Source organism: Citrobacter sp. Cu096, assembly GCF_030332285.1.
Classification (GTDB): domain Bacteria; phylum Pseudomonadota; class Gammaproteobacteria; order Enterobacterales; family Enterobacteriaceae; genus Citrobacter; species Citrobacter meridianamericanus.
Genome location: NZ_JAOWID010000030.1, coordinates 1288551 through 1315520, shown reverse-complemented (window position 1 = coordinate 1315520; position 26970 = coordinate 1288551). Strand labels below are relative to the sequence as shown.

Below are 26970 nucleotides of genomic sequence, written 5' to 3'. Positions count from 1 at the left end.
ATAACATCTGCCACCTGACTACCGAGCAGAACGGGTCAGGCAGGTGAAATTTCAGGAATGTCATGCCAGACGGGCCAACTGAAGCAAAAGCGGGCGCCGCCGAGCTCACTTTCATCGCAGACGACCGTGCCGCCCATTGCCAGTGCGATTGAATGAACGATAGCTAAACCAAGCCCGCAACCACCGGTCGCCCGGTCGCGGCTGGGATCAAGGCGTACAAACGGTTCAAAAATCTGTGCGCGGGCATCAGGTGCAATACCGGGTCCGTCGTCTTCCACAACCAGCGTCGCCTGATTTCCGTTTAATAGCAGGCTTGCTTGTACCGTAGACTGGCAATAGCGCAGGGCGTTATTCAGGAGATTATCCAGAACACGCTCCATCAGGCGCATATCCAGCGCACCATAGTCGCCGCTCTTTAGATGGCGTAAGCGCACCGCTCGATCAGGGTTTACGCTTTGCACATCCTCCAGATGGGTTGTCAGCCAAACGGGCAGGTCCGGTACCGTGAGCTTTAATTCGTTTTGTGGGCGGTCCAGCCGGGCATAGGTCAGTAACTCCTCGATTAACGCTTCCAGTTGACCAATATCACGATTCAGGGCCAGCGATTCCTGCTCGGTGAGGTTATCGCTCATTTCCAGCCGGTAGCGTAAGCGTACCAGTGGGGTGCGAAGCTCATGGGCAATGCCATCGATAAGCTGTTTTTTACTGGCGATTAAGGCATTGATATTATCTGCCATCTGATTAAACGCCACGCCCAATCGCTCAAAGCTGGAACCACTGTCAAAATGGAGGCGCTCACCCAGATGCCCTTCGCCAAAACGCTGTGCAGCGGCTTCCAGTCGGAGCATTTCCTGCCAGTGCGGACGCATCCAGATAAGCACCGGGAAGGCCAGAGAAATAGCAATAAATGCCATCAGCGCGATGTCCAGCAAGCGCATTTGATGGAGAAAATAGAGATACGGGACCGGGCCAACGGCCAGTACATAGTGACTGCGAGGGATCCGTTGAATAAAGGTGTACTGATCGTCAAGCGCGACGATATCGCCTTCGCGCAAACGCAGCATGGTTGGCGCGTCCAGTGTGTATTTATTTAGCGGCTCAACACGCAGGTCAAAAGAGAGGTTCAAATCCATCTCTTTTAGCGTCTTACCCCAGTCACGTGGCGGGATTTCGCGTAACTCACTACGCATCAGGTATAGCGAGCTTTTCATCAAATCGTCGAGCGACTGCCGGCCTGCGCGTTCTGCGGTGAATTTGTATACCAGACCGACCAGTAGGGTCATCACCAGAAAGCAGACAAACAGCAGGAGATAAAACTGCACAAACAGCTTCTTCATCAAAATCACCAGACGCTCAAAAGGTTAGCAAATCTCATCGAAAATGTGCGGGTGCGGATAACTCTCCGAATGCCATTAAGCACACTCAGTGGAGCAGATTACACTGTATCGACTATTTCTGCATTGCCATGCTCCGCTCGGCGCTTTGGCATGTATGACGTATAATGCGGCTTTGATGCATTCTGAGCTATTCCACGACTAATAAAATGACTCTCAATCGTTTCTGTTACTTGCTACTGATTTTGGCCGCGTCAGGCAGTATGTTCACCTCACATCCCTTTGTCATGTGGTGTCTGCTTGCTAATGTTTTGACGCTGGTCATTTACGGCGCAGATAAAATGGCGGCTCGCAGGGCCTGGCGCAGAGTGCCTGAATCCACTTTGCTGGTGTTTGGCGTGGTGGGCGGGTGGCCTGGCGCGATTGTGGGCCAACAACTCTTTCATCATAAAACACAGAAACAGCCATTCAAAACTTATTTCATTATCAGTATCTTATTGAGTGTTTCAGCGATGGCAGCTGTTTATTGGCTCTTTCCACTTTCATTTTCCTGAGCATCAATCACAAGCATTATAAACAGCGGAGACAGGATGATATGAAGATCTATATTATTGACCAGAATGGCGATTTAACCTTACAAAACGGTCGCAGTATTGTTGTTGAGTTTGCTGATGGCAAATCGCTTGAACTGGCTGGTAGCCCACAACCTTTACCAGAGGGAATTCCTGAAGGGCTTCATATTTGGGGGGGCAGAATTCCGTATCAGACGTCAGAAGAAGTGAAGACCTCGCAACTGGATTTTAAACCGGTAGCGGCCAATGGCATGATTGTTTCACCACTGCCGATTAAAGAAGCTGATTCCGGTGTTACAGGAATGTTTATTGCTGATGATGACGGTTCTTTGCAACCGGTAAAACAAAACAGGGTGGTTATCGCGCTTGATAATGGCAAAACTCTGGAGTTCATGGAGCATTATGCCAAAAGTGGGCTGCTGGTCTGGGGGGGACGCGAGCCCGATCCGCAACTTCCTTTTGAAGAAGTTAAGCAAAGAACCGAGAGCCTTGGATTGTATCTACTGGCAGGCAACGTTGTTCATGTATTTCCCTATAAAGTAGAGTAACAGTATGCTTTTTCGCCTCAAGGCTCAATCAAATAAAGGGCCGCATTGGATAAATCAGTAGTCAATGGCTGGCTCAGCCGATGGGGGCTCGTTCCTGATGGCGAACAGATATAACGGCAACGTTTGCTGATGTGGATTATTGCCTGGTGTGGACTATCGTCCGCCTGGTTTATGCAAGACGGGTGCAGAGCGACAGTCCCCCTGTGCGTAGCGGAGTTAGCGACTGCGGAACTTGCTTCAGGTGGCCATCAACTTTGTTCTACGACACTGGGTTGGTAATTCTTAAAAGTTATCATTAGCACGGTAAACGTTTTAATAATCAATCAGTGAACGGCGGTGTGGAGGCGCTGGGACTTCTTTCGCAGGCGTTTTCACTGCAGGGAGGATTGTGGGATGCCGTCAGTGATTTGAGTGACCATATGGGGAATGTCGGGTTTGCCATTATTGGCGTCTTTATCGGTTGCTGGATTATTTCTGCACTAAACTACCGTTGGAAAAAATACGACGGACTGACGTTTAGTTGAGACAAAAAGACGGTTTTAAAATAGTGGGAACGGAATATAGGGAGCGAGAAGGTGAGCGGCCATTCAAAAATGTAGAATGGAGCTGGAGGGCGTTTGTATGCCTGTTATGCATCCGAGTTTGTGTGACAGTGTAACGAAAAGGGTGGGTTTGCCGATCAATATGACCGGCTCGGTGGATTACTTCTGAGGCCCGACATCCCAGGCATGCGGCGCGAACAGATAACCTTTGTTGCGTATCGTTTTGATTCGGTAGGGTTCCGTCGCGTTATCGAGCAGTTTTTTGCGTAACCGGGAAATTGCGACATCGACACTGCGATCCATGCCGTCATAACTTACACCGCGCAGATTCTTCAGCAACGCATCGCGGTCCATAATTTGCCCGGCATGAGTTGCCAGTTCCCACAGTAATTCGAAATCGGCGGTGGAAAGAGATACCTGCTCGCCGCCAAGCAGCACGGAACGATTGGTTGGGTCGATGGCGAGTGTGCCAAAGCGCAGCGTTGCATGTGGTGTGATTGTTGCCGCCTGAATGCCTTTAGACTGCGCAGAGTGTTCATTCTGGCGCAGATGCAGGCGCAGGCGGGCCAGCAGCACCGCTGGTGGCGTTGTTTTCAGAATATAATCGCAGGCCCCCATTTCCAGCGCCAGAATATGGTTCATGTCGCTGTCCAGCGAGGTAAGCAGGACAATTGGACCCTGCCAGCGTCCACGCAAATCGCGGCAGATAGTCATCCCATCTTTGCCCGGCAGCATGATATCTAATAACACCAGGTCGGGTTGAACTTGCAGGATTTTCTCCTCGGCTAAATCGCCACGAGGTTCCACGATAACCTCAATATCATGCCGAGCCAGATAGGCCGCGATCAGCGAACCCACTTCGGGATCATCTTCAACAAATACGATGGTATTCATATCATTAATTTTGAATATAAAACGTCAACATACACCGCCCTCGTTTTTCCTTCCATTAATCTTTTCTAAACAAGAATGCTTCCGTTATGCTAGAGGCTGATGTTATTGATGTGTTAAGGCAGAGTGATGGGACTCGTTATAAAAGCGGCGCTAGGTGCGCTGGTGGTGGTGTTGATTGGTTTGCTGGCGAAAACAAAGAATTACTATATTGCCGGATTAATTCCGTTGTTCCCAACCTTTGCGTTGATTGCCCACTACATCGTGGCCAGTGAACGTGGGATCGAGGCGCTGCGTACAACCATTGTATTCAGCATGTGGTCGATTATTCCTTATTTTGTCTACCTCGTTTCGCTGTGGTATTTCACTGGATTTATGCGTTTGCCTGTCGCGCTCGGCAGTTCAGTGGTGTGCTGGGGCCTGAGCGCGTGGTTGCTGATTTTCTGTTGGATTAAACTGCATTAACGCAGATGACGTCCACCATCAAGGGCAAAACTACGTCCGGTGACAAAACAGCTGGTTAGCAGATAGTCAATTAAATCAATGACCTCTTTTTCACCTGGCGCTGTTTTCATCAGGGATTTATTTAATGCCTGCTGGCGATACTCTGCATCGTCACCCTCGTTAAACAGGATTAGCGAAGGGGCAATGGCGTTCACTTTCACTTCCGGCGCCAGTTTACGCGCGAACGAGCGGGTCATATTATCCAGCGCCGCTTTGCTGGCAGCATAGGCAATGTGCTTATCGCTGCCGCGCTCCACCACATAATCCGTAAAATGGATAATATCGCTGGCTGCGTGTCCATGACCGCGCAGCAATCCTTCAAGCGCATGGTTAAGCAGGTAGGGCGTATTGACGTGAATTTGCATCATAGTTGACAGCACGTCGCTCAGCGGAGTGCCGGGTTTTTCTGCAAGCCAGGCACTGGCATTATGCACAATGGCGCGCAGGCCATTGGTATGTGCCTTTACGTCATCAGCAAAGGCCAGCACGCCTTCATCGCTGGAGAAATCAGCCTGGATACACAGCGCGCCCGCACCCCGCAGGCCATCAATAGCGGGGTAATGCGTACGGTAGCTGACGATAACCGGCTGTTTTTGATTCAGAAAATGCCATGCAACGGCGAGGCCGATGCGACGGCCTCCACCGGTGATAAGAATTGGCAATGGGGGTTTTTGACCCATCGTAATCTCCATGTGTCGCGAACGATGGGGATAACGTTACCCCATCAGCATCCAGGTCGCCGGAACAGAAGCTACAAGCAGTAGGCCGATCAGCGCAATCTCCTGGCGGTTTAATACTTTTTCATGCTCGTGTGTTTTTCGGGCATACAGGAAAACCAGCAGTCCCGGCGCATACAACACCACGGACAGCAGCAGGTGCATCGGACCTGATGCATACAATAACCATATACCATAAATACTGGCGCCGACACCGACAGCCCGATGAAGCGGACGGGAGGCGATTTTCACCAGGAAGGCACCGACCAGGAAATAGGGCACCAGAATCATTTCAGAGGCGATGGTCAGTAACGTATTGTAGTCCGAACCTGTAAGCCAGATCAGTACCAGACAGATCTGGACGGAAATGTTGGTCAGCCACAGCGATGCGGAAGGTGCGCCTTGTGCATTCTGGCGGGCAAAGATGCGCGGGAAGGCTTTGTGTGTGGCGGCGAGGAACGGTACTTCCGCCGCCATAATCGTCCAGCTTAAATAGGCGCCGCACACTGAGACAATCAGACCTGCAGCAATAATTATTTCGCCCCATGGACCCATCATTTTAACCATCAGACCGGCCATTGATGGGTTACGTATTTCCGCCAGTTCGGGACGCGCGACAACGCCCAGAGACAGCAAAGTGACCAGCAGGTATACGCCCAGCGCGGCGAGTACCGCCAGCAGCGTAGCACGCCCGACATCGCGTTTGTTTTTGGCTCTGGCAGAAACCACTACCGCACCTTCCACACCGATGAATACCCACAGGGTAATGAGCATGGTGTTTTTAACCTGCTCCCAGACGGGAACGCCCAATGCAACGCCGGTAAAATCAAGGGTAAAGGTGTCTAGCTTAAACAGCATGAAAGCCAGCACGATAAACAGACCCAGCGGCAGTAACTTCGCCAGCGTGGCGACCAGGTTAATACTGGCTGCGGTTTGCACACCGCGGAGCACAAGAAAGTGTACGACCCACAGTAGCACCGATGCGCCAACGATCGCCTGCCAGGTATTACCGTCGCCAAACAGACGTAACTCTGGCGTATCGGTAAAGAAGCTGAGTGCAGAGAAAACGATGACCAGATAAGAAACGTTAGCGATAACGGCACACAGCCAGTATCCCCACGCGGAGCAGAAGCCAATCAGTTCGCCGAAACCTTCCCGCGCATAGCTAAAGATGCCACCGTCCAGTTCAGGACGGATACGCGTGAGGATCAGCATGGCAAAGGCGAGCAACAGGATACCCGCGCCGGTAATTGCCCAACCAATCAGTAATGCGGCCGGACTGGCTACTGCCGCCATATTTTGTGGCAGGCTAAACACGCCAGCGCCAAGCATTGAGCTTAAAACCAGCGCTGTCAGCGCGCTCAGACCCAATTTCTTTTCCATTTCTATCCAGTTACAAAAACGAGAGTGAGAGAATAATTATTTTGGCAAACCGCATAAAAATGGTGAAAGCCACTAAGGCGCGGGATTTTACGGAGAGAAGAGATTGCATGCAATGGGGATAGGCAGATTTGTGACTAAAAATGCTAAAGGCGGCATAAAGCCGCCTTTTAATGTTACTAATGACGATTACTTGTACAGGTCAGCGCTGATCGTAATGTTGTTACCACGTTCAGACCACTGGCGAGTGATGTGATAGTATTTCGCGCCTTTCTTCGCAGCGCGTTTGGCCACCTGGTACGAGATTTCGGTCATGTTGCCATAGTTACCGGTGAACTTGATGCTGTCGAACGGAACCATCATGGCGGCAGTCGCTTTGTTCAGTTCTTCAACTTTCGTTCCATCCGGCAGCGTGACAGTGTAACGCCCACCTTTGGTGGATTGCGTTTCGAAGAAGCGACCCACTTCAGCGCTCGGAGACGCGGTAGTCGCAACGCCCGGGATCTCAACTTTCTTCGCGGCTTCCCCGCCTGCTGCTAATGCGGCGCGACCGGCATCAGAGTCAGCTGGGATCGCATCAGGGCTTTGCACAACGCGTTTTTTCGCATCAGCTTTGTAGATAAATGCAGTAATACGTTGGTTGCCGCCCTGGTTGGCATCGACCTGGCGCACGATATAGAAGGAGTAAGCACCTTTCTCTTTCGCCGCTTTGGTGATGGCATCGTTCACTTCAGGTTGGCTGCGGTAGAAACCCTGCACCGTAACGGTATCATAAGGTTCTATCAAAACGGCCTGATCTTTGGGTAATTCCATTACACCGTTAATGATACGGTTTTTGGATGCTTCCGCTTTTTCAGCGTCGGCTTTGTAAACGTCAGCGACAACGCGCCAGTTACCGCCGCTGCCAAAATCTGAGGTATCAACAACATAAAAGGAGGCTGCACCGTCTTTATCTGCACGGCGTGATACGGCAGTCACCGCATCACCGATCGCATTAAAACGACCGGTAACCACAATGCGGTCATAGGGTTTAAGGGCAGCAGCTTGCTCCGGCGTCAATTCTGTCGCTGCATTTACAGAAAAAGCAGTCGCAGAAATAAGTGCGGACGCCAGGAAAGTGTTCTTAAGCTTCATAAAAATAATCCTTCGCCTTGCGCAAACCAGGTACTGGTATTGTTATTGACTAGAAACGTCGCTGATTATTGCATTTAAATTGTGTCAGTGTCTGCGTCATTTTTCACTCATCGTGCCACCTGACGTAACAACATCGATAATATTTTGTGATATGTCGAAAATTTCGGCGTTTGGTGACAAAAACTGATAAAGCAGTTGAATTTAATAAGTTAATTTAATGTTAATTAATTGTTTTTGACAGGTGCGTAATCATGTTTTGCCGCTTCGTTTGAGCGAATTATCGGTCTTTGTGGGCTATTTTTAGGGCATTTTATCTGTCTGAGGTTCGAATCATCTCTATTTTGCAAATTTCATAATAAATACTGTTTTTTGGCGCTAGATCACAGGCGTCATTTTCAGTAGGTTATACAGAGTTTGTTACTGTTTTATTTTATTGAGGTAACACTGACCTCTTTCGAGAGTGCGCGCATGCCTCGTGCGAACATTGATAAACCATCATCATAAATACAGATGGAAGGGAACATTATGCGAATTGGCATACCAAGAGAACGGTTAACCAATGAAACCCGTGTTGCTGCCACGCCGAAGACGGTTGAACAGCTGCTTAAATTGGGTTTCAGCGTCGCGGTTGAAAGCGGCGCAGGTCAACTTGCAAGTTTTGACGATAAGGCGTTTGTACAAGCAGGCGCAGAAATTGTTGACGGAAATGCGGTCTGGCAGTCAGAGATTATCTTGAAAGTCAATGCGCCGGAGGCGGCGGAAATTCCGTTACTCAACCCGGGCACGACGCTGGTGAGTTTTCTTTGGCCCGCGCAAAACCCTGAGCTGCTGCAAAAGCTTGCAGAGCGCAACGTGACGGTTATGGCGATGGACTCCGTGCCGCGTATTTCGCGTGCGCAGTCGCTGGATGCCTTAAGCTCGATGGCAAATATCGCCGGGTATCGCGCCATTGTTGAAGCTGCACATGAATTTGGTCGCTTCTTCACCGGGCAAATCACCGCCGCAGGTAAGGTTCCACCTGCCAAGGTTATGGTGATTGGTGCGGGTGTGGCTGGTCTGGCGGCGATCGGTGCTGCAAACAGTCTGGGCGCTATCGTGCGTGCATTTGACACCCGCCCGGAAGTGAAAGAACAAGTTCAGAGTATGGGCGCCGAGTTCCTCGAACTGGACTTTAAAGAAGAGGCGGGCAGCGGCGACGGTTACGCTAAGGTAATGTCCGAAGCGTTCATCAAAGCCGAAATGGAACTCTTCGCCGCGCAGGCGAAAGACGTCGATATTATTGTCACCACCGCGCTGATCCCGGGCAAACCTGCCCCGAAACTGATCACCCGCGAGATGGTCGATTCGATGAAAGCGGGTAGCGTGATTGTCGATCTCGCCGCGCAAAACGGCGGTAACTGCGAATATACCGTGCCTAACCAGGTGACCACCACCGAGAACGGAGTGAAGGTTATCGGCTATACCGACCTGCCGGGACGTTTGCCAACGCAATCTTCCCAGCTGTATGGCACGAACCTCGTCAACCTGCTCAAACTTTTGTGCAAAGAGAAGGACGGCAATATCACCGTCGATTTTGACGACGTGGTAGTGCGCGGTGTCACGGTCGTTCGTGAGGGTGAAATCACCTGGCCTGCGCCGCCAATTCAGGTTTCTGCTCAGCCGCAGGCTGCGGCAAAAGCCGCGCCCGCGCCAAAAGAAGAGAAAAAACCTACCTCACCGTGGCGCAAATATGCGCTGATGGCGTTGGTGATCATTCTGTTTGGCTGGCTCGCCGACGTTGCTCCGAAAGAGTTCCTGGGTCACTTTACGGTGTTCGCGCTTTCCTGCGTGGTGGGTTACTACGTGGTCTGGAATGTGTCGCACGCGCTGCACACTCCGCTGATGTCCGTGACCAACGCCATCTCCGGCATCATCGTTGTCGGGGCGTTATTGCAAATTGGCCAGGGTGGCTGGGTGAGTTTCCTGAGCTTTATCGCGGTGCTTATTGCCAGCATTAATATTTTCGGTGGCTTCACCGTGACTCAGCGCATGCTGAAAATGTTCCGGAAAAACTAAGGGGTAACATATGTCTGGAGGATTAGTTACAGCTGCATACATTGTTGCCGCGATCCTGTTTATTTTCAGTCTGGCGGGGCTTTCGAAACACGAAACCTCACAGCAGGGTAACAACTACGGTATCGCCGGGATGGCGATTGCGCTGATTGCCACGATTTTTGGCCCGGATACCGGCAACGTTGCGTGGATTCTGGTGGCGATGATCATCGGCGGCGCGATTGGTATTCGTCTGGCGAAGAAAGTCGAGATGACCGAGATGCCGGAGCTGGTGGCGATTCTACACAGTTTCGTCGGTCTGGCTGCGGTACTGGTGGGTTTCAACAGCTATCTGTATCACGACACGGGCCTGGAACCGATTCTGGTGAACATTCACCTGACGGAAGTCTTCCTGGGTATCTTCATCGGTGCGGTGACCTTTACCGGTTCCGTGGTGGCGTTTGGCAAGCTACGCGGCAAGATCTCTTCTAAACCGCTAATGCTGCCGAATCGTCATAAAATGAACCTGGCAGCGCTGGTAGTTTCTTTCCTGTTGCTGGTGGTGTTTGTTCGTACAGAAAGCGTGGGCTTACAGGTTCTGGCGCTGTTGGTGATGACCATTATTGCCCTGGCCTTTGGCTGGCATCTGGTGGCCTCCATCGGCGGTGCGGATATGCCGGTAGTCGTTTCAATGCTCAACTCTTACTCAGGATGGGCGGCGGCGGCGGCGGGCTTTATGCTGAGCAACGATCTGCTGATCGTCACCGGTGCGCTGGTCGGTTCTTCAGGTGCGATCCTGTCTTACATCATGTGCAAGGCGATGAACCGTTCATTCTTCAGCGTTATTGCGGGCGGCTTTGGTTCCGATGGTTCTTCTACTGGTTCTGATGAAGAAGTGGGCGAGCACCGTGAGATTAATGCAGAAGATACGGCAGAAATGCTGAAGAACTCGCACTCTGTGATTATCACCCCGGGCTACGGTATGGCAGTTGCTCAGGCGCAGTATCCGGTAGCGGAAATCACCGAGAAGCTGCGCGCGCGCGGCATTAAAGTGCGTTTCGGTATTCACCCGGTAGCAGGGCGTTTGCCAGGTCATATGAACGTACTGCTGGCGGAAGCCAAAGTACCTTATGACATTGTGCTGGAAATGGATGAGATCAACGATGATTTCGCCGATACCGATACCGTGCTGGTGATTGGTGCCAACGATACGGTGAACCCGGCGGCGCAGGATGACCCGAACAGCCCTATCGCCGGTATGCCGGTGCTGGAAGTGTGGAAAGCGCAGAACGTCATTGTGTTCAAACGGTCGATGAACACGGGCTATGCTGGTGTGCAGAATCCGCTGTTCTTCAAAGAAAACACCCAAATGCTGTTTGGCGATGCCAAAGCCAGCGTGGATGCGATCCTGAAAGCGCTGTAATCGTCAGCGAAAACTGAAACGGCCTCTGCGGAGGCCGTTTTTATTTTACTCTTTATTGAGATCGCTCAGTAACACGGCAATGCTTTGACCGCCATTGGTTTGCTCAAGCGCGATTTTCACAATGATGGTTAGCGGAACAGAAAGCAGCATCCCGACAGGGCCGAGCAGCCAACCCCAGAAGATTAACGACAAAAATACCACCAGTGTAGACAGTCCAAGTCCACGCCCCATGATCCGCGGCTCAAGGATATTCCCAAACACCAGGTTAATGACCAGGTAGCCAGCCAAAACAACGAGAGCGTCATAAAGGCCGCTAAATACCAGAACCTGAGCAATAGGGGGAATGGCTGCCAGCACCGAACCGATATTAGGAATATAGTTGAGGGCAAACGCCAGCAATCCCCAGACAAAGGCGAAGCGTACGTCCAGCGCGGCGAGCATGCTCCAGGCCACCAGCCCGGTGACAATGCTGATCGCCGTTTTTAGCACCAGATAGTGGGATACGCTGTCGATGGCGCGTTGAATCGCTGCCATTCCCTCAATAGGGCGGCTCATCATTTGTTTTAGCTTATTGGGCAATTGCGGTACTTCCAGCAGCATAAAAACCACCGTCAGCAGCAGTAAAAATATCGATGACATGGCATTCGAAAGCTGTGCCAGCAAATTGGTCACCAGCGTCATTGCCGCGTTTGGATCGATATATTTAACAAGTTCATCCACGGAAACGCCGATTCCTGCGCGTTGTAGCCACGGCTCAAGATTTTTTAGCGGGACTACCAGTGAAGATCGATACTGTGGCAGCGTACGCGCAAGTTCATTTAAGGATGTACCTAAATACGCTAATAGCAGCACCATTAGCATCACAATAATTACGATGAGCAATGACACCGCGACTACACGCGGGATGCGAAGTTTGACCAACCACTGCACCACGGGGTTAAGCACAACGGCAATAAATAACGCCAAAATAAAGGGAACGATGATATCTGCGGCAAAGCGGATGCCGCTCAGGATGATCACCAACATGCCCAGCATAATGACTATTTTAAGACCGTTAAGCGTGATGATCGGTTTTGTCATGTGTATTCCTTCGTTTTTATTTTGAACCTTAATAATAATGTGACTTGCGTCGAGTCGTTATAATAAAAATCAAACGCACTGAGTAAAGAAGTGAAAAGGTTTTGAGTTCGTATTGAAGCTATGATACAAATCATCTGTGTTTAACTACCGAGGACAATTATCATCCGCGATGATGAGAAGCAACACTGCGGATAATTGTAATATTATGGACAATATGTTCAGGATGTTTTTGCGTTTACCTACACTTCTTCGTACTTCTTCCTCTTTCCTGCTTGCAGGTGAGCAACACTGGCGCAACGCGCTATAGTCCCTTCTTCTGCCTGAGCTGGCGCTGCGCGCTGAGCTAACTCACTTTATTTTTTTGGTTTACTGCATGCAGTAGGCCCAAAGGACTATATTCTCACGCAGGAGAAGCATCATGTTTTACTGGATATTATTAGGTCTGGCCATCGCGGCTGAAATTACCGGTACGCTTTCAATGAAATGGGCAAGCGTCGGTCATGGTAATTCGGGCTTTATTTTAATGCTGGTAATGATCGCCTTATCGTATATTTTTCTCAGTTTTGCCGTTAAAAAAATTGCCCTTGGTGTGGCCTATGCCCTGTGGGAAGGGATCGGTATTTTATTTATTACGCTATTTAGCGTGCTGTTATTTGACGAAACCTTGTCCACACTGAAGGTGGCAGGACTGGCTTCGCTGGTGGTCGGCATTGTGCTGATCAAATCCGGCACCCGAAAGCCTGTTAAACCGGGCAAAGAGGTGACTCATGCAACAGTTTGAATGGGTTCACGGTGCCTGGCTGGGTATGGCCATCGTGTTAGAAATCGTCGCTAACGTCTTTTTGAAATTTTCCGATGGTTTTCGCCGCAAGATTTATGGCGTGCTGTCGTTGGCTGCTGTATTAGCGGCCTTTAGCGCGCTGTCGCAAGCGGTAAAAGGTATCGATCTTTCTGTGGCTTATGCCTTGTGGGGCGGATTCGGTATTGCCGCAACGTTAGCGGCTGGTTGGGTGCTGTTTGGTCAGCGCCTGAATAATAAGGGCTGGATCGGTGTGGTACTGCTGCTGGCCGGAATGATAATGATAAAACTTGCCTGATATCCGTGCTGCCCGGTAATGCGGGCAGCACATGTTAATCCTTCGCCAACTCTTCCAGCTTATCGCGAAAACCGGTCACGGATATGGCGCGATTATCTGCCCGCCAGCGATCTTTGGCAGCCGGAGCGGAGCTTTGCACACCAATCAACTGCCAGCCAGACTCTGTCTGCAGCATCAATGGCGAACCGCTGTCACCCGGGAGCGTGTCGCACTGGTGTGACAAGACGGTATTCTGTGCCCAGCCGGTCACGACACAATCCTGATGCGTGTACAGGTCGTCCAGATGATCTTCTGGATAGCCCGACTGGGTGACTTTACGATCTGCAGTTTTTAGCGCCGCGGTTAACGCGTCTTTGTCGCCATCAAACAGTGGCAGCGGTGTGATGCCAGACGGCGGATTACGCAGCACCACCAGACCAAAATCCCACGGGGCTGCGGCAGGCGGCACTATCCAGCCATCACCATCGGCTTTTAAACGTTTGGCAAGTGAGGGCGCAACCCGGCCTTCAATGTCGTGGATTTCATAGCGCCAGAGACCCTTTTTAGACACGAAGCGCAATGCGACGGCTTTGTCCGGCTTACCTTTCGGGGGGGTGAGTAAACAGTGTCCGGCCGTCAGGGCCAGATGTGGCGAAATGAGCGTGGCGGTACACAGGTTACCGCTGGCGGTTTCCAGTTGCCCGATAGCGTCCCACGGCGATTGTGTAGGGTCAGTCACCTTTATGCGATCGTCATGACCAAAAAACAGCGTTTTTATATTTTCTGCTTCAGCGCTGTCCGTTGCAGGCTTGTCCGCATGTGCAACGACAGGAAGTAAACAAAGTGAACCCAGTAGTACAGCAATGGTTTTAGGCATATCACGCTCTGGTGGGGAATTATGATTTTTAACAGCAAACCCTCAGTTAATACTATAGACGGGACGACGAGAAAGTGGGAGTAAAATCAGATAACTACATTCAGGAAAGATAAAAACGCATGGCGATGATGGCGCAAATTATCAGGGTAATAAGAATGAACTCAAAGCGGTAATGTGACACCATTTTACCCTCCGAAAGGCGGCGCTACATCAGGTCGATCTAGCGCCGTATGCTATGGCGTGGGGGACGCCATAGTGACTACAAATGCGTTATGCTGCAGGTTGAGCTGCTGGTTTAGCAGTGTCGTGTTTTACTGCTTTTTTGGTGTGTTTTTTAGCGGCCTGAGCTTTCTGCTCTGGTGCTTTCTGTTCTACAGCCGGTTTTGTGGTGGATTTTTTAGCGTGTTTCTTGGCAGCCTGTGCTTTCTGCGGCGCTGCTTTGTGCTGTTTTTTATGATGCGTAGTTTTTGCCGGCGCAGCTTTAGTGGTTGCTGCAGCAGCCGGAGCGGTTGTAGCAGTTGTTTCAGCAGCAAATGCAGCAGAAGACAGACCCATAGCAGCGGCAACAACCAGAGCTAATACTTTTTTCATTCTCATACCCTCGATTTGGTTTTTCATTCAACCCCACTGCGGGGCCGTTGAAATAACTATATCGCTGTAATCACAGGGCTTCCGTGAGTCATTGGTTTCGGCGTGTAACGATATGTACAATGACTCACGGTATGAGATTACAAATAGCGGGCTTCCAGGTGAGCGCGGAAATAACGGCTGCTAAGCGGCTCCCCGGTGGCCTGGGTAATAAGCTGTTCAGTTGTAAAACGGCTGCCGTGCTGCCAGATATTCTGACGTAACCAGTCAAATAATGCGCCAAACTCGCCTTGCGCAATAGACTGATTTAAATTCGGCAACGCACGGTTAGCGGCACTGAATAACTGCGCTGCGTACATGGCACCTAAGGTATAAGAAGGGAAGTAGCCAAAGCCGCCGTCGGTCCAGTGAATATCCTGCATACAACCGTTACGATAGTTGCCGATCGTTGACAGTCCCAGCCAGGCCTGCATTTTCTCATTCCACAATGCCGGGATATCATCCACTTCAATATCGCCATTAATGAGCGCACGTTCGATTTCATAACGCAGGATCACGTGAGCGGGGTAGCTTACCTCATCGGCATCAACACGGATAAATCCGGGTTTAACCTGCTGATTCCAGGCAATGAAATTGCTTTCTTCAAACGCAGCCTGATCGCCAAAATACCGCCTCACCGCCGGAATTAACCGCGTCAGGAAGGCTTCACTACGGCCCAGTTGCATCTCGAAAAACAAACTCTGGGATTCATGAATGGCGGTTGAGCGTGCCAAAGCGATAGGTTGACCTGACCAGTTGCGCGGCAGATTTTGCTCGTAGCGGGCGTGACCGGTTTCATGGATCACACCAAACAGCGCGCTGAGTAATTCGTTTTCATCATAGCGGGTGGTGATACGAACATCTTCCGGTACACCGCCACAGAAGGGATGTGCGCTGATATCCAGTCGGCCAGCCGTAAAATCGAATCCCAACTGAGCCATTGTTTCCAGACCCAGCTCACGCTGGAGAGCGGTTGGGAAGGGACCAACCGGGGCAATGAGCGACTGCTGAGACTGCTTCGCCACAACGTTGTTGAGCAGGTCAGGAAGCCAGCTCTTAACGTCAGTAAACAGGACATCCAACTGGGCGCTGGTCATCCCTGGTTCAAAAATGTCCAGTAGCGCGTCATAAGGCGTACAGCCTTTAGCCTCTGCGCGCAGTCGGGCTTCTTCTCGGCTGTACTTCACGACTTCTTTCAGGTTGTCGGAAAATCCTTCCCAGTCATTCGCGGGGCGCTGGCTGCGCCAGGCGTGTTCGCAACGACTTCCCGCGAGTGATTTCGCTTCTACCAGCGATTCAGGCAACAACGATGCCTGGTGATGCAGACGCGACATTTCGCGCAGGTTGGCCTGCTCAACATCGTTGAGGTCTTCCTGTTGGGCCGCGGCGATCCACATTGCCACCTTCGGATCGGTTAACAGCTGGTGCTCGAGCACGCTCAACTCGGCCAGCGCTTCACCGCGTGCTTTACTGCCGCCGGATGGCATCATGGTAAACATGTCCCAACTGGCGATTGCCGAGAGGTGGGAGAAGCGAGAGAGCCGCTGGAACGTGCGGGTGAGCTGATGGTAATTATCATTGCTACTCATTTTTTGTTCTCGTTCTGTTTAGGTGTATGAGAAGTTTACCGTGATTCATTCACTTTTCATAAACACACCTTTGTAACCGGTTTTCCGTAACAGCTTTTTATAGCGAAAAGCCAGCAGCACGGCAAAACAAATGGCGTAGATAATGGGAAGCGGGGATAACACTTTTACTGACCACAGGTAATGAAGCGGTAGCAAAATGGCAGTCAGATAAACGTAATTGTGCAGTGTTTGCCAACGTTTACCCATTTTACGCTGCGCGGCTTGCGTGGACGTTAGCGTCAGCAACAGTAAGATTATCCAACCTATTATGCCCAGCGTCAGCCATGGGCGTGAAACCAGTTCACGTCCCAATAGTCCCAGATTTTGTATACCCAACTCCAGCAGCGCATAGCTGGTCAAATGCAGCGTGGCCCAGGCAAAACACCATAAACCTAACAACCGCCGAGTGCGAAACAGCAAAGGTTGTTTTGCATAGCGTGCGAGCGGCGATATTAGCAAAGTCACAAGTAAAAACTTCAGCGCAGTGATACCTGTAAAGTGCTGGATATCTTTTCCTGGGTCGGCACCTAATCCGCCATGCTGTACGGCCCAGAAAAGCCACACCAGGGGTAAAAAACCGGCGAGATGCAGCAGCACTTTCAGGCCCGTTATCTGTTTTACGGTTAACCTCACTTAAAAATACTCCCGTAGATTCATGCCCTGATATAAAGACGCCACCTCATCGGCATAACCATTAAAAGGCAATGTAGGCTGCCGCTGTACATCGAGAATGCCACCCGAACCGATAAAACGCTCTGAAGCCTGAGACCAGCGGGGGTGATCGACCTGTGGATTTACATTGGCGAAAAAACCGTATTCGTTTGGCGCCGACATATTCCAGGTTGTCGGTGGCTGCTCTCGCGTTAGCTTAATACTGACTATCGATTTAATACCCTTGAAGCCGTACTTCCAGGGGACCGTCAGGCGTATTGGCGCCCCGTTTTGTGGCGGCAACGCTTTGCCATACACGCCCACGGTCAGAAGTGTGAGCGGGTGCATGGCCTCATCCAAACGCAGACCTTCGACATAGGGATATTTCAGTCCTCCACCAATGAAGCGATCTTTCTGGCCAGGCATTTCGTCAGGGGCGTAGCGAGTTTCAAAAGCGACGTATTTGGCATGGCTGGTTGGCTCAACCAACGCCAATAATTTATGCAAGGGAAAGCCAACCCATGGCACGACCATTGACCAGGCCTCGACGCAACGCATCCGGTAAATGCGTTCTTCTAACGGAAAACGCGTGGTCAGTGCATCATGATCCAGCGTCAAAGGCTTGTTTACTTCACCGCTGATAGTTAACGTCCAGGGCTCGGTTTTCAGGCTACCGGCATTCGCGGCAGGATCGGCTTTATCCAGACCAAATTCGTAGAAGTTGTTGTAGCCCGTCACCTTGTCTTCCGGCGTCAGGGGCAGATTGCTTTGCCAGCGCTCGGGTTTTGCGAATTCGAGCGTTTTGCCCGCCGGAACAGGTGGACGATCGTTACCTTTAAACCAATTCAACAAATTGGCCTGTGTCGGGGAAGACAACGATGCCGCAGCCGCGCCTATCCCAAGAGCTTTAAGGATCTGTCGTCGTTGCATAAAAAAAACTGACTCGGCTGTTACATCAGCTTCCCGAAGTAGGCGTTTTTTCTGCATAACTTTTCCTTTTTGTTGTCATATTGAGGAAAACAAAGCGACGTTTCGCTTTGAATGCCTGACGTGTCTATATCGACATACTGGGCGCAGGGGTATCCCCTGATCCTCACGAAAAGTTAAAAATTTTGTGATAACTTCCGCCCCTTGCCTGAGGTAAGCTTTCAGTATGACGAGAGGGGGATGACACTGATGACTGGCGCAAAAAAGATATTTCTGGTGGAAGATGACAGTGATATTGCCTCACTTTTGCAACTGAGTCTGAAGGATGAGGGGTACGAAATTATACATGAAGCAAATGGTGCGCGTGCGCTTGAGCAACTCGAGAAGCACGTCTGGGATGCCGTTATCCTCGATTTGATGCTGCCAGGAGTGGACGGCTTGGAGATTTGTCGTCGCATTCGTCAAATGAGTTTCTATCTACCCGTCATCATTATCAGCGCCCGTACCAGTGAAACGCACCGTGTTCTGGGGCTGGAAATGGGCGCCGATGATTATTTAGCTAAACCTTTCTCCGTGCTGGAGTTAATGGCTCGGGTGAAGGCGTTATTTCGCCGTCAGGAGGCAATGAGTCAGAACCTGCGTATGGAGGCCGGGATTATCACCGTTCATGGCGTAGAGATTGATCCATTAGCCCGGGAGGTCCGCCTGCAAGGTAAAACCCTCGATTTGACGCCGCGGGAGTTCGATTTGCTCTATTTTTTCGCCCGTCATCCAGGAGAGGTTTTTTCGCGTCAGGCACTGTTAGATCAGGTGTGGGGCTACCAGCATGAAGGGTATGAACATACGGTGAACAGCCATATCAATCGTCTGCGGACCAAAATTGAAAAAGATGCGGCTGAGCCGGAAATTATTCTCACCGTTTGGGGAAGAGGCTATAAGCTTGCTGCGGTTAACGCGGAGCATCAGTCATGATTTATCGCCTGTCGCTGAGCCAGCGACTGACCCTGGTCTTTACCGCCATTATGCTGATTTGCGCGGTTGCCGTCAGCGCTGTTCAGATCCGCAGCAGTAAACAGTATGGTGATGCGATGGTGCAAAGGCTCTCGTTGGCGTTGGCGAGTAAGATTGTTGAAAGTGAGCCACTTATTGACTCCAGCGGGCAAGTTAATCGCCAGACCTTAAAAGGACTTTTCAATCACCTGATGACGCTCAACCCAAGCGTGGAGCTGTATCTGGTTTCACCGTCCGGTGAATTACTCGCTGATGCTGCCCCGCCTGGGCATCTGCAGCGACAGAAAATTAGCGTACAACCAATTAAAGCGTTCCTTAATTCGAACGAGTTGCCCGTATATGGCAACGATCCGCGCAGTAGTCAGCAAAAGGTTTTTAGCGCCGCGCCAGTGTTATTCAACGGTGAGCTGCACGGCTATTTGTACATCATTCTCCAGGGCGAAGACCTGAATATGCTGGCAAATAACGCCTGGCAAAAAACGCTTTGGAACACCGTGGCCGGGACGTTAATTCTGGTTTTATTCGCTGGTGCAATCGCGGGGTTCCTGGTGTGGCGATGGGTGACGAATCCGGTGAAAAGGCTGACCGGTCAGGTGGTCAAACTGGAACAGGACAGCATTAGCGTTATTAAACAGCTGGCACAAAAAAATCCTGATCCGGCTCCGGCGAATGAGATTGCCTTACTGAACAACGCGTTTATCGAGTTAGCGCAGAAAATCGCACAGCAGTGGGATTTATTGGCTGACAGCGATCGTCAGCGCAGAGAATTTATTGCCAATATCTCACACGATTTACGCACGCCGCTCACATCGCTGCTGGGGTACCTGGAAATGCTGTCGCTGAAAGCGGATACGATGACGCCGGATGAAAACCGGCATTATCTGAGTATCGCGTTACGCCAGGGGCATAAGGTTCGTCATCTGTCGAAACAGTTGTTTGAGCTGGCGCGACTGGAGCATGGTGGTATAAAACCGCAGCGCGAGCGTTTTGCAATTGGCGAGCTTATCCAGGATGTGGCGCAGAAATTTGATCTCCCCGTTGCCACGCGTCATTTGCAGTTGCACCTTGAAGTAATGGGGCCGTTGCCATTGGTGAATGCCGATTTATCAATGATGGAAAGAGTGGTGACGAATTTGCTGGATAATGCTATCCGTCATACGCCTGACGGGGGCGATGTATGGTTGAAAGTCTGGTGTGATGCAGACCGCCTATTAGCGGAAGTGCAGGACAGCGGACCTGGGGTGGAGGACGCTGTACGAGAAGTCTTATTTCAGCGACCGACCGCGTTAATTCCCCGTGAGCAGCGGGCTGAACGTGGTGGTCTGGGCTTACTGATTGTGCGAAGAATGCTCGAGCTGCATGGGGGGGATATAAGCCTGGTTAATTCATCGGCAGGGGCCTGCTTCCGTTTTACGTTGCCGCTGGCGGACTCTCCACTGAGTAGCTGACGATGATATTCCTGAGTAAAGAGAGGCTATAACACTTCCTGGCATTGATGCCGATTATGCTGCATATAGTGATGAATTGAACGGTTATTACCCTGCAAATGGCGGCTCAGATGTTACTGTCAGGTTCATGAAGATGATGCCCGGAGGCCGGGCATCGAGGATTACACGTGCAGACGATGGTGTAAACGTGTGCCGACCAGCAACGCCAGCACCAGCATAAGGGCGATAAATCCGCCTACGCCGTTCCAGCCATAGCTGTGCCAGAATACACCGCCCAGCGTGCCAGCAATGCTGGATCCCAGATAATAACTGAACAGATATAAGGAAGAGGCCTGGCCTTTAGCGCGTTTTGCCCGTGGCCCAATCCAACTGCTTGCCACGGAGTGCGCGGCAAAGAATCCAGCTGAAAAGAGCAGCATCCCGGCGAAAATTAGCCATAGCGATGTAAAAAGGGTCATCAACAGCCCAACCAGCATCACGCCGGTTGAAAACAACATTACCGGGCCGCGTCCGTAGCGGGTGGTCATCGAACCTGCTTTCGGCGAACTCCAGGTCCCGGTCAAATACGCCACTGACAGCAGGCCGACAACAGCCTGGCTGAGTTCCCACGGGGAGAGCATCAGACGGTAGCCGATGTAGTTAAACAACGTCACAAAAGATCCCATTAACAAGAAACCTTCGGCGAACAGCAGCGGCAACCCTCTGTCGCGCCAGTGCAAACGAAAGTTAATAAATAACGTCTTCGGGCGCAGCGACGTCGGTCTGAAATGACGAGATTCCGGCAAGATTTTCCAGAACATCAGCGCGGAGGCAAGGGCAAAACACCCGATCGCCGCCAACGCGATACGCCAGTTAAAGAAGTCGGTAAACACGCCGCTGATCAAACGACCACTCATACCACCAATCGAGTTACCGCTGATATATAAACCCATTGAAAAGGCGACGAAGCTGGGATGAATTTCCTCACTCAGGTAGGTCATACCCACTGCCGCCACGCCGCTCAGCGAAAGGCCTATCAGTGCGCGCATGATTAAAATACCGTGCCAGCTGGTCATCATCGTGGAAAGCAACGTACAGCAGGACGCAAGCAGGAGTGCCGTTACCATTACCGGCTTGCGACCTATCGCATCAGAAAGTGGGCCGGTAAACAATAAACCAATGGCGAGCATCGCCGTTGAGATGGAAAGCGAAATACTGCTGCTGGCGGGAGAGACCCCAAACTCGTGTGAGAGCACGGGCAGAATGGGTTGCACACAATAGAGGAGAGCAAAAGTTGCCAGTCCGGCAGAAAATAGCGCCAGCGTGACGCGCATAAATGGGGATGTGCCACGTTTGATAAAACCATCCGGCGTGGTAACTCTCTGTGCATCAACATCGCTTGCCGGCGCGGTATCGACAGTTGTTGTACGGCTCACTTGAAATCCTTGCTCAATCAATTACCTCTACAGGTCTGGCCTTAAGAGTATGAAACTCACAATATTCTGTCTAATATATTAATAATCTCAAATAATATTTTAAAAATATGAATATCGAATTGCGTCATTTACGTTACTTTGTGGCGGTTGCCGAAGAGCTGCATTTTGGTCGAGCTGCGGCTCGACTGAATATTTCGCAACCGCCACTCAGCCAGCAAATCCAGATCCTGGAACAGCAGGTCGGTGCCCGACTTCTGGCGCGCACTAACCGTAGCGTGGCGCTGACGTCTGCCGGCAAACAGTTTCTGGCGGACAGCCGACAGATCCTTAGTCTGGTTAATGAAGCTGCTGCCAGGGCTGAGCGTTTGCATCTGGGAGAAGCAGGGGAATTGCGTATCGGCTTTACGTCGTCGGCGCCGTTTATCAAAGCCGTTTCAGATACGTTATCTCTGTTTCGCCAAAGCTACCCGGCAGTGCATATGCAAACCCGCGAAATGAACACACGTGAGCAAATTGCCCCGCTCAATGAAGGGACGTTGGATTTGGGACTTCTGCGCAATACGCAGCTTCCGGAAACACTGGAGCGTGAAATCATTCTGCATGAACCACTGATGGCGATGATCCCACGCGCGCATCCGTTGGCGCAAAAACCCGTGGTCACGTTGGCCGAGCTGGCGAATGAGCCATTTGTCTTTTTTGACCCCCATGTGGGGACAGGGTTGTATGACGATATTCTTGGCCTGATGCGTCGCTATGGACTAAAACCGACGATTGCGCAGGAGGTTGGCGAAGCGATGACTATCATCGGGCTGGTGGCTGCAGGATTAGGGGTTTCTATACTTCCTGCTTCTTTTAAACGGGTGCAGCTATATGAAATGTGTTGGCTCCCGATAGCGGAAGAAGATGCCGTCTCAGAAATGTGGTTAGTGTGGCCTAAGCATCATGAACAAAGTCACGCCGCACAGCGCTTTCGCGAGCAACTGCTGGCGGTTGTTCATACGATTAATTTAGTTTAAAAATGGGCGAAAATGTGCAGTAAATCACACGGCTAAGTAAAAATTTGACGGGAGCCATTGAAGTGCTTCACCATAGTCTACAGATTATTTCGGAGCGCGAAAATAAAGGGAGTAAGTGGTGGTTGCTGATAGTCAGCCTGGGCATATCGATCAAATTAAGCAGACCAATGCGGGCGCGGTTTATCGCCTGATTGATCAGCTGGGTCCGGTATCGCGTATTGATCTCTCTCGCCTGGCACAATTGGCGCCTGCCAGCATTACTAAAATTGTCCGCGAAATGCTCGAGGCGCACCTGGTACAAGAGCTGGAAATCAAGGAGGCGGGAAGCCGTGGGCGTCCGGCCGTTGGGCTGGTTGTTGAAACGGAAGCCTGGCACTACTTATCTATTCGTATCAGTCGCGGAGAGATTTTTTTGGCGTTGCGCGATCTGAGCAGCAAGCTGGTGGTTGAAGATTGTCTTGAGATGGCGCTGGTCAGTGAAACCCCGTTGTTGGAACGTGTTATTACCCAGGTCGATCAGTTTTTCATCCGCCACCAGCAAAAGCTGGAGCGCTTAACCTCCATCGCCATCACCTTACCCGGTATTATTGATACTGAAAACGGTATCGTCCATCGCATGCCGTTTTACGAAGATGTCAAAGAGATGCCGCTTGGGCAGGCTCTTGAAAATCATACTGGTGTACCGGTGTATATTCAGCACGATATCAGCGCCTGGACCATGGCCGAGGCACTTTTTGGTGCATCGCGTGGCGCGCGCGATGTCATTCAGGTGGTGATCGATCATAACGTGGGTGCAGGGGTGATCACCGACGGTCATTTACTGCATGCTGGCAGCAGTAGTCTGGTTGAAATTGGGCATACGCAGGTGGATCCCTATGGTAAACGCTGCTATTGCGGCAACCATGGTTGCCTGGAAACGATTGCCAGCGTCGACAGCGTGCTGGAACTCGCACAGGTGCGATTGAAACAGTCAATGAGTTCTTCTCTACACGGGCAACCGTTAACGGTAGACGCGCTGTGTCTGGCGGCCATGCAGGGAGATTTGTTGGCGAAGGATATCATTAGCGGCGTCGGAACCCATGTAGGCAGAATTCTTGCCATCATGGTGAATTTGTTCAACCCGCAAAAGATATTGATTGGTTCTCCGTTCAGCAAAGCGGCGGATATTTTGTTTCCCACTATTGCTGACAGCATCCGTCAGCAGGCGCTTCCGGCCTACAGTCAGCATATTGTCGTCGAAAGTACGCAGTTCACCAATCAGGGAACGATGGCCGGTGCGGCGCTCGTTAAGGACGCGATGTATAACGGTTCTTTGTTGATTCGTCTATTACAGGGTTAACATTTTTTAACTGTTGTACGAAAAATTGCGCTATCTCAAGCCGATTCTTATCGCCATACCTTAGACTTTCTCCACTGTTTTATTTTCCTGATTTATATTTTCAAAGCATAACGGTGGAGTTAGTGATGCTGAAGCGTTTCTTTATTACAGGTACAGACACTTCTGTTGGGAAGACCGTGGTTTCCCGCGCATTACTACAAGCGTTAGCGTCAGGAGGTAAAAGTGTTGTGGGTTACAAGCCCGTAGCCAAAGGAAGCAAAGAGACGCCTGAAGGCCTGCGCAACAAAGACGCGCTGGTGCTACAAAGCGTGTCGACAATCGAGCTGCCCTACGAGGCGGTCAACCCGATTGCACTCAGTGAAGACGAAAGTAGCGTAGCGCATAGTGGGCCGGTCAATTACACCCTGCTCTCTAACGGCCTCGCAAGCCTCAGTGAAAAAGTCGATCACGTTGTCGTGGAAGGCACAGGAGGCTGGCGGAGCCTGATGAACGATCTGCGTCCGTTATCTGAGTGGGTGGTACAGGAACAATTGCCGGTGTTGCTGGTGGTAGGTATCCAGGAAGGCTGTATTAATCATGCCATCCTTACTGCGCAGGCGATTGCCAGCGACGGACTGCCGTTAATCGGCTGGGTCGCGAACCGTATCAATCCAGGGCTGGCGCATTATGCGGAAATCATTGATGTGCTGAGCAAAAAATTACCCGCACCGCTTATCGGCGAACTGCCTTATCTGCCTCGCGCAGAGCAGCGCGAGCTGTCTCAGTTCATCCGCCTGTCAATGCTCGGCAGCGTGTTGTCGGTAGATCGAGTCGTGGCGTAACGTTCGCGATAGCACCGACGCCACCACACAGGCAATTAGCAACCCGGGGAGCAGACGGTACTCCCCGGTCATTTCACAAACCATCAGTGTCGACATTATTGGCGCATGTGTAGTTGCTGCCAGCAGCGTGGCCATACCCGTTAATCCCAGCAAAATAGCAATCTCATCCGGCCCCGGTAACCACAATCCCCACATCCGTCCCAGTAGCATGCCCACCGACAGACCGACAAACAGCGTTGGCGTAAACACACCGCCTGGCGCGCCGGAACCACTGCTGGCTAATACTGCCAGTATTTTGCAGATAAAGATCCCGCTCACCACGGCAAGTAACGGAGGGGCGGTCAAATATGACTGCACTACGCTGTAGCCATTGCCCCAGACCGCAGGCGTGAGCAGCGACAGCAGGCCAACGATCAGTCCGCCGAGTGCCAGTTGCCACGGAGGGGAGAGTTTTAAGCGCAAAAAACCATTATGGCTGGCGGTCATCAACCACATAAACAGCGGCCCGCAAACGCCGGCTGCCAGACCGGTACTGACGATCATGACATATTCCAGCATATGTAGCTCGCGCGTGAATCGTACGGCATACAGGAGCGCATTGCTATCGCTCAGTACATTGGTGGTGAGCAAGGCCACGACGGCAGACACCACCACTGGTCCCAGCGATGCGAGGATCAGCGTGCCAAACAATACTTCAGCAATAAATAAACTGCCCGCCAGTGGAGCATGGTACGCTCCAGCCATACCGGCAGCGGCTCCACAGGCAATCCATAACTTCCATTCCGTACGCGGGGTGAAGCGTTTAGCAAAGCAGGAGGCCGCCAGCGCCGCCAGTAAAATCATGGCGCCTTCGCGCCCGATGGCGCTCCCGCTGGCGACAACCAGTAATGAGGCGAGTGATTTAACCAGGCTTGCACTGACGTCAAATTGACCGTCGGTTTGCAGGGCTTCCATATAATCGGTAGGGGCCTGTGGGCGTAAACGGTTAAACTTTTGCCATCCCCAAAGCAGTAAACCTGCCGCCAGACCACCTAATGCAGGCGTCAGCGCACGTCTTAGAGGCGAAAGACTTGTTGCCGCATTGACCAGACTCCCGGTGTCGTTGCTCAGGAACAACCATTCAAGCAAGAACATGGCATGACGAAATCCTGCAACGGCTAACGCGGCAAGAATACCAATCAGCGCTGCAATCATCAGACGGCGGAACATGGCGCGCAGATCAGGATAAGCATGTAAATGGTGCATGAGTGTCCAGAAAGGAAGTTGCAGACGCTTCATTTTGCGGTTATTTGGCAACAGAAGCAAAAGCTTAGCGTGCGCAACAGGATGTCCCACAGGCAGGATGCATTCTGCCTGTGAGGAAATTAGCGAAACAGAGGTTTTTTGGCTATCGGGATCAGTAACTGCGATTGCCATTTAGCCAGTGTCAGACGGGCCAGCTCACCGAGCGCCTGATAGAACGGGTGGTCGGCTTTGTCGATAAATACGTCAAGGAAGCGGGATGACCACGGGAACAAATGCCACGCCAGCAACTGCTCGCATTCGGTATGGCGTTCGTTCTCAGCAAGCCAGGCCGTAAGCAACAGCAACGAACCAAAGTGATCTTCCGGCTCATTTTGCTGCATGGCGAACTGGATGCCGTTTTCCCGCATCCATTGGCGTAATGCCAGAGTGGAATCGCCAAACAACACGTTTTCACGATCCAGCCAGACGGATCCCCAGGGCGGAGAAGGTAGTGCATACGGACCGACAAACAGACGCTGCCAGGCCTGCGGCAGAGGCTCATCGGCCTCGACTTGCAGTTTTTCTGCCAGCGGAGAAAGCGTTGCCTGATCAAGCGGCCACTGGACCTGCCAGCCTTCGGTTCTTAACGCATTGACTAATGCAGAGGTTTCTGCGCTTTCAGGTGCATAATAAAATAGCGCACCCAGCACACGCGCTGCGGTAGAGAAGTTGTCACGTTGTGAAAAATGGGTCAT

General features: G+C 51.4%; 28 protein-coding genes and 1 pseudogene. 14 read left to right on the top strand and 15 right to left on the bottom strand.

The annotated features are described in order from the left end of the window. Nucleotides 1–35: 35 nt before the first annotated feature. Nucleotides 36–1337, bottom strand: a complete 1302-nt coding sequence (gene rstB / locus OGX99_RS20655) for a two-component system sensor histidine kinase RstB (RefSeq protein WP_151225422.1) — start codon at nucleotides 1335–1337, stop codon at nucleotides 36–38. A gap of 206 nt (nucleotides 1338–1543) precedes the next feature. Here rstB and OGX99_RS20650 point away from each other — a divergent pair, with 206 nt between their 5' ends. From OGX99_RS20650 to OGX99_RS20635, 3 genes and pseudogenes are all read left to right on the top strand, one after another. Next, a complete protein-coding gene (locus tag OGX99_RS20650) occupies nucleotides 1544–1888 on the top strand; it encodes a DUF1294 domain-containing protein (protein WP_187259495.1) in 345 nt (114 codons plus the stop codon). Between the two features lie 41 nt (nucleotides 1889–1929). Then, on the top strand, nucleotides 1930–2454 hold the full coding sequence (locus tag OGX99_RS20645) for a hypothetical protein (protein ID WP_252838358.1): 525 nt from the start codon (nucleotides 1930–1932) through the stop codon (nucleotides 2452–2454). 332 nt (nucleotides 2455–2786) lie between these two features. Next, nucleotides 2787–2978, top strand: a pseudogene (locus tag OGX99_RS20635) (HoxN/HupN/NixA family nickel/cobalt transporter); the annotation flags it as partial. Between the two features lie 177 nt (nucleotides 2979–3155). Here OGX99_RS20635 and rstA read toward each other — a convergent pair. Further along, nucleotides 3156–3890 (bottom strand): two-component system response regulator RstA, encoded by a 735-nt coding sequence (rstA, locus tag OGX99_RS20630; RefSeq protein ID WP_151219130.1) that lies wholly within the window; start codon nucleotides 3888–3890, stop codon nucleotides 3156–3158. 126 nt (nucleotides 3891–4016) lie between these two features. Here rstA and OGX99_RS20625 point away from each other — a divergent pair, with 126 nt between their 5' ends. Then, nucleotides 4017–4352 carry a GlpM family protein gene (locus tag OGX99_RS20625; protein WP_043016398.1) on the top strand — a complete coding sequence of 112 codons (336 nt, stop codon included), beginning with the start codon at nucleotides 4017–4019 and terminating at the stop codon, nucleotides 4350–4352. Here OGX99_RS20625 and folM read toward each other — a convergent pair. From folM to ydgH, 3 genes are all read right to left on the bottom strand, one after another. Further along, entirely contained in the window at nucleotides 4349–5071 is a 723-nt protein-coding gene (folM, locus tag OGX99_RS20620) for a dihydromonapterin reductase (RefSeq protein ID WP_151225424.1), read from the bottom strand. The two genes, OGX99_RS20625 and folM, sit on opposite strands and share 4 nt — an antisense overlap. A gap of 36 nt (nucleotides 5072–5107) precedes the next feature. Then, a complete protein-coding gene (locus tag OGX99_RS20615; protein WP_151225425.1) occupies nucleotides 5108–6490 on the bottom strand; it encodes an amino acid permease in 1383 nt (460 codons plus the stop codon). Between the two features lie 186 nt (nucleotides 6491–6676). Beyond that, nucleotides 6677–7621 carry a DUF1471 family protein YdgH gene (ydgH, locus tag OGX99_RS20610; protein ID WP_151219133.1) on the bottom strand — a complete coding sequence of 315 codons (945 nt, stop codon included), beginning with the start codon at nucleotides 7619–7621 and terminating at the stop codon, nucleotides 6677–6679. A 525-nt stretch (nucleotides 7622–8146) separates the two neighbouring features. Between ydgH and pntA the strand changes: the two genes are divergently transcribed. Together pntA and pntB are read left to right on the top strand one after the other, a co-directional pair. Further along, nucleotides 8147–9676: a Re/Si-specific NAD(P)(+) transhydrogenase subunit alpha gene (gene pntA / locus OGX99_RS20605; protein WP_151225426.1), complete on the top strand. Its 1530-nt coding sequence runs from the start codon at nucleotides 8147–8149 to the stop codon at nucleotides 9674–9676. Between the two features lie 10 nt (nucleotides 9677–9686). Then, entirely contained in the window at nucleotides 9687–11075 is a 1389-nt protein-coding gene (gene pntB, locus OGX99_RS20600) for a Re/Si-specific NAD(P)(+) transhydrogenase subunit beta (RefSeq protein WP_151219135.1), read from the top strand. Nucleotides 11076–11120: 45 nt separating this feature from the next. On the opposite strand, the gene OGX99_RS20595 is transcribed toward pntB, so the two are convergent. Further along, on the bottom strand, nucleotides 11121–12155 hold the full coding sequence (locus OGX99_RS20595) for an AI-2E family transporter (protein WP_151219136.1): 1035 nt from the start codon (nucleotides 12153–12155) through the stop codon (nucleotides 11121–11123). A gap of 136 nt (nucleotides 12156–12291) precedes the next feature. Between OGX99_RS20595 and OGX99_RS23930 the strand changes: the two genes are divergently transcribed. The 3 genes from OGX99_RS23930 to mdtI all read left to right on the top strand — a co-directional run bounded on the left by OGX99_RS23930 (nucleotide 12292) and on the right by mdtI (nucleotide 13252). Continuing rightward, a complete protein-coding gene (locus OGX99_RS23930) occupies nucleotides 12292–12462 on the top strand; it encodes a protein YdgV (RefSeq protein WP_151219137.1) in 171 nt (56 codons plus the stop codon). A 108-nt stretch (nucleotides 12463–12570) separates the two neighbouring features. Further along, nucleotides 12571–12936, top strand: coding sequence for a multidrug/spermidine efflux SMR transporter subunit MdtJ (gene mdtJ, locus OGX99_RS20590; protein WP_161799268.1), 366 nt, complete (start codon nucleotides 12571–12573; stop codon nucleotides 12934–12936). Next, on the top strand, nucleotides 12923–13252 hold the full coding sequence (mdtI, locus tag OGX99_RS20585) for a multidrug/spermidine efflux SMR transporter subunit MdtI (protein ID WP_151219138.1): 330 nt from the start codon (nucleotides 12923–12925) through the stop codon (nucleotides 13250–13252). Before mdtJ ends, mdtI begins: the two co-directional genes overlap by 14 nt. A gap of 34 nt (nucleotides 13253–13286) precedes the next feature. Here the strand turns inward: mdtI and OGX99_RS20580 are convergent, their stop codons facing one another. From OGX99_RS20580 to msrP, 6 genes are all read right to left on the bottom strand, one after another. Then, nucleotides 13287–14108, bottom strand: a complete 822-nt coding sequence (locus OGX99_RS20580; RefSeq protein WP_286544949.1) for a trypsin-like serine peptidase — start codon at nucleotides 14106–14108, stop codon at nucleotides 13287–13289. Between the two features lie 100 nt (nucleotides 14109–14208). Further along, nucleotides 14209–14292, bottom strand: coding sequence for a small membrane protein YdgU (ydgU, locus tag OGX99_RS23925; RefSeq protein WP_458778573.1), 84 nt, complete (start codon nucleotides 14290–14292; stop codon nucleotides 14209–14211). Nucleotides 14293–14378: 86 nt separating this feature from the next. Beyond that, complete coding sequence (gene asr, locus OGX99_RS20575; protein WP_080625159.1) at nucleotides 14379–14699, bottom strand: acid resistance repetitive basic protein Asr; 321 nt, start codon at nucleotides 14697–14699, stop codon at nucleotides 14379–14381. 137 nt (nucleotides 14700–14836) lie between these two features. Beyond that, nucleotides 14837–16324, bottom strand: a complete 1488-nt coding sequence (locus OGX99_RS20570; RefSeq protein WP_286544947.1) for a carboxypeptidase M32 — start codon at nucleotides 16322–16324, stop codon at nucleotides 14837–14839. A gap of 45 nt (nucleotides 16325–16369) precedes the next feature. Then, nucleotides 16370–16996: a protein-methionine-sulfoxide reductase heme-binding subunit MsrQ gene (gene msrQ, locus OGX99_RS20565; protein WP_151225429.1), complete on the bottom strand. Its 627-nt coding sequence runs from the start codon at nucleotides 16994–16996 to the stop codon at nucleotides 16370–16372. Continuing rightward, nucleotides 16997–18001, bottom strand: coding sequence for a protein-methionine-sulfoxide reductase catalytic subunit MsrP (msrP, locus tag OGX99_RS20560; RefSeq protein ID WP_187252481.1), 1005 nt, complete (start codon nucleotides 17999–18001; stop codon nucleotides 16997–16999). It abuts the gene before it with no gap. Nucleotides 18002–18190: 189 nt separating this feature from the next. Between msrP and OGX99_RS20555 the strand changes: the two genes are divergently transcribed. Next, a complete protein-coding gene (locus OGX99_RS20555; protein WP_151219495.1) occupies nucleotides 18191–18913 on the top strand; it encodes a winged helix-turn-helix domain-containing protein in 723 nt (240 codons plus the stop codon). Then, nucleotides 18910–20400: a sensor histidine kinase gene (locus OGX99_RS20550; protein WP_187252480.1), complete on the top strand. Its 1491-nt coding sequence runs from the start codon at nucleotides 18910–18912 to the stop codon at nucleotides 20398–20400. The genes OGX99_RS20555 and OGX99_RS20550 overlap by 4 nt, the downstream gene beginning before the upstream one ends. Before the next feature lie 161 nt (nucleotides 20401–20561). Here the strand turns inward: OGX99_RS20550 and ynfM are convergent, their stop codons facing one another. Continuing rightward, nucleotides 20562–21815, bottom strand: a complete 1254-nt coding sequence (gene ynfM, locus OGX99_RS20545; RefSeq protein WP_151219142.1) for a multidrug efflux MFS transporter YnfM/SxtP(Kp) — start codon at nucleotides 21813–21815, stop codon at nucleotides 20562–20564. A 107-nt stretch (nucleotides 21816–21922) separates the two neighbouring features. On the opposite strand from ynfM, the gene ynfL reads away from it, so the two are divergent. The 3 genes from ynfL (at nucleotide 21923) to bioD (ending at nucleotide 24991) form a co-directional block, all read left to right on the top strand. Then, the gene (gene ynfL / locus OGX99_RS20540; protein WP_286544944.1) at nucleotides 21923–22831 is read left to right on the top strand and encodes a multidrug efflux transcriptional activator YnfL/SxtR(Kp); all 909 of its coding nucleotides are present in this window, start codon (nucleotides 21923–21925) and stop codon (nucleotides 22829–22831) included. Nucleotides 22832–22949: 118 nt separating this feature from the next. Continuing rightward, entirely contained in the window at nucleotides 22950–24170 is a 1221-nt protein-coding gene (gene mlc / locus OGX99_RS20535) for a sugar metabolism global transcriptional regulator Mlc (protein ID WP_151219144.1), read from the top strand. Nucleotides 24171–24295: 125 nt separating this feature from the next. Further along, the gene (bioD, locus tag OGX99_RS20530; protein WP_151219145.1) at nucleotides 24296–24991 is read left to right on the top strand and encodes a dethiobiotin synthase; all 696 of its coding nucleotides are present in this window, start codon (nucleotides 24296–24298) and stop codon (nucleotides 24989–24991) included. Here the strand turns inward: bioD and clcB are convergent. Next, complete coding sequence (gene clcB, locus OGX99_RS20525) at nucleotides 24947–26236, bottom strand: voltage-gated ClC-type chloride channel ClcB (RefSeq protein WP_286540681.1); 1290 nt, start codon at nucleotides 26234–26236, stop codon at nucleotides 24947–24949. The genes bioD and clcB overlap by 45 nt on opposite strands. A gap of 119 nt (nucleotides 26237–26355) precedes the next feature. After that, nucleotides 26356–26970 carry a Tat proofreading chaperone DmsD gene (gene dmsD / locus OGX99_RS20520; RefSeq protein WP_151219147.1) on the bottom strand — a complete coding sequence of 205 codons (615 nt, stop codon included), beginning with the start codon at nucleotides 26968–26970 and terminating at the stop codon, nucleotides 26356–26358.

Bases quoted from the DNA above. Each gene is read 5' to 3' on its own strand.
- rstB (WP_151225422.1), bottom strand. From the start codon at position 1,337: ATGAAGAAGCTGTTTGTGCAGTTTTATCTCCTGCTGTTTGTCTGCTTT.
- OGX99_RS20650 (WP_187259495.1), top strand. From the start codon at position 1,544: ATGACTCTCAATCGTTTCTGTTACTTGCTACTGATTTTGGCCGCGTCA.
- OGX99_RS20645 (WP_252838358.1), top strand. From the start codon at position 1,930: ATGAAGATCTATATTATTGACCAGAATGGCGATTTAACCTTACAAAAC.
- rstA (WP_151219130.1), bottom strand. From the start codon at position 3,890: ATGAATACCATCGTATTTGTTGAAGATGATCCCGAAGTGGGTTCGCTG.
- OGX99_RS20625 (WP_043016398.1), top strand. From the start codon at position 4,017: ATGGGACTCGTTATAAAAGCGGCGCTAGGTGCGCTGGTGGTGGTGTTG.
- folM (WP_151225424.1), bottom strand. From the start codon at position 5,071: ATGGGTCAAAAACCCCCATTGCCAATTCTTATCACCGGTGGAGGCCGT.
- OGX99_RS20615 (WP_151225425.1), bottom strand. From the start codon at position 6,490: ATGGAAAAGAAATTGGGTCTGAGCGCGCTGACAGCGCTGGTTTTAAGC.
- ydgH (WP_151219133.1), bottom strand. From the start codon at position 7,621: ATGAAGCTTAAGAACACTTTCCTGGCGTCCGCACTTATTTCTGCGACT.
- pntA (WP_151225426.1), top strand. From the start codon at position 8,147: ATGCGAATTGGCATACCAAGAGAACGGTTAACCAATGAAACCCGTGTT.
- pntB (WP_151219135.1), top strand. From the start codon at position 9,687: ATGTCTGGAGGATTAGTTACAGCTGCATACATTGTTGCCGCGATCCTG.
- OGX99_RS20595 (WP_151219136.1), bottom strand. From the start codon at position 12,155: ATGACAAAACCGATCATCACGCTTAACGGTCTTAAAATAGTCATTATG.
- mdtI (WP_151219138.1), top strand. From the start codon at position 12,923: ATGCAACAGTTTGAATGGGTTCACGGTGCCTGGCTGGGTATGGCCATC.
- OGX99_RS20580 (WP_286544949.1), bottom strand. From the start codon at position 14,108: ATGCCTAAAACCATTGCTGTACTACTGGGTTCACTTTGTTTACTTCCT.
- ydgU (WP_458778573.1), bottom strand. From the start codon at position 14,292: ATGGTGTCACATTACCGCTTTGAGTTCATTCTTATTACCCTGATAATT.
- asr (WP_080625159.1), bottom strand. From the start codon at position 14,699: ATGAAAAAAGTATTAGCTCTGGTTGTTGCCGCTGCTATGGGTCTGTCT.
- OGX99_RS20570 (WP_286544947.1), bottom strand. From the start codon at position 16,324: ATGAGTAGCAATGATAATTACCATCAGCTCACCCGCACGTTCCAGCGG.
- msrP (WP_187252481.1), bottom strand. From the start codon at position 18,001: ATGCAGAAAAAACGCCTACTTCGGGAAGCTGATGTAACAGCCGAGTCA.
- OGX99_RS20555 (WP_151219495.1), top strand. From the start codon at position 18,191: ATGACTGGCGCAAAAAAGATATTTCTGGTGGAAGATGACAGTGATATT.
- OGX99_RS20550 (WP_187252480.1), top strand. From the start codon at position 18,910: ATGATTTATCGCCTGTCGCTGAGCCAGCGACTGACCCTGGTCTTTACC.
- ynfL (WP_286544944.1), top strand. From the start codon at position 21,923: ATGAATATCGAATTGCGTCATTTACGTTACTTTGTGGCGGTTGCCGAA.
- bioD (WP_151219145.1), top strand. From the start codon at position 24,296: ATGCTGAAGCGTTTCTTTATTACAGGTACAGACACTTCTGTTGGGAAG.
- clcB (WP_286540681.1), bottom strand. From the start codon at position 26,236: ATGCACCATTTACATGCTTATCCTGATCTGCGCGCCATGTTCCGCCGT.
- dmsD (WP_151219147.1), bottom strand. From the start codon at position 26,970: ATGACCCATTTTTCACAACGTGACAACTTCTCTACCGCAGCGCGTGTG.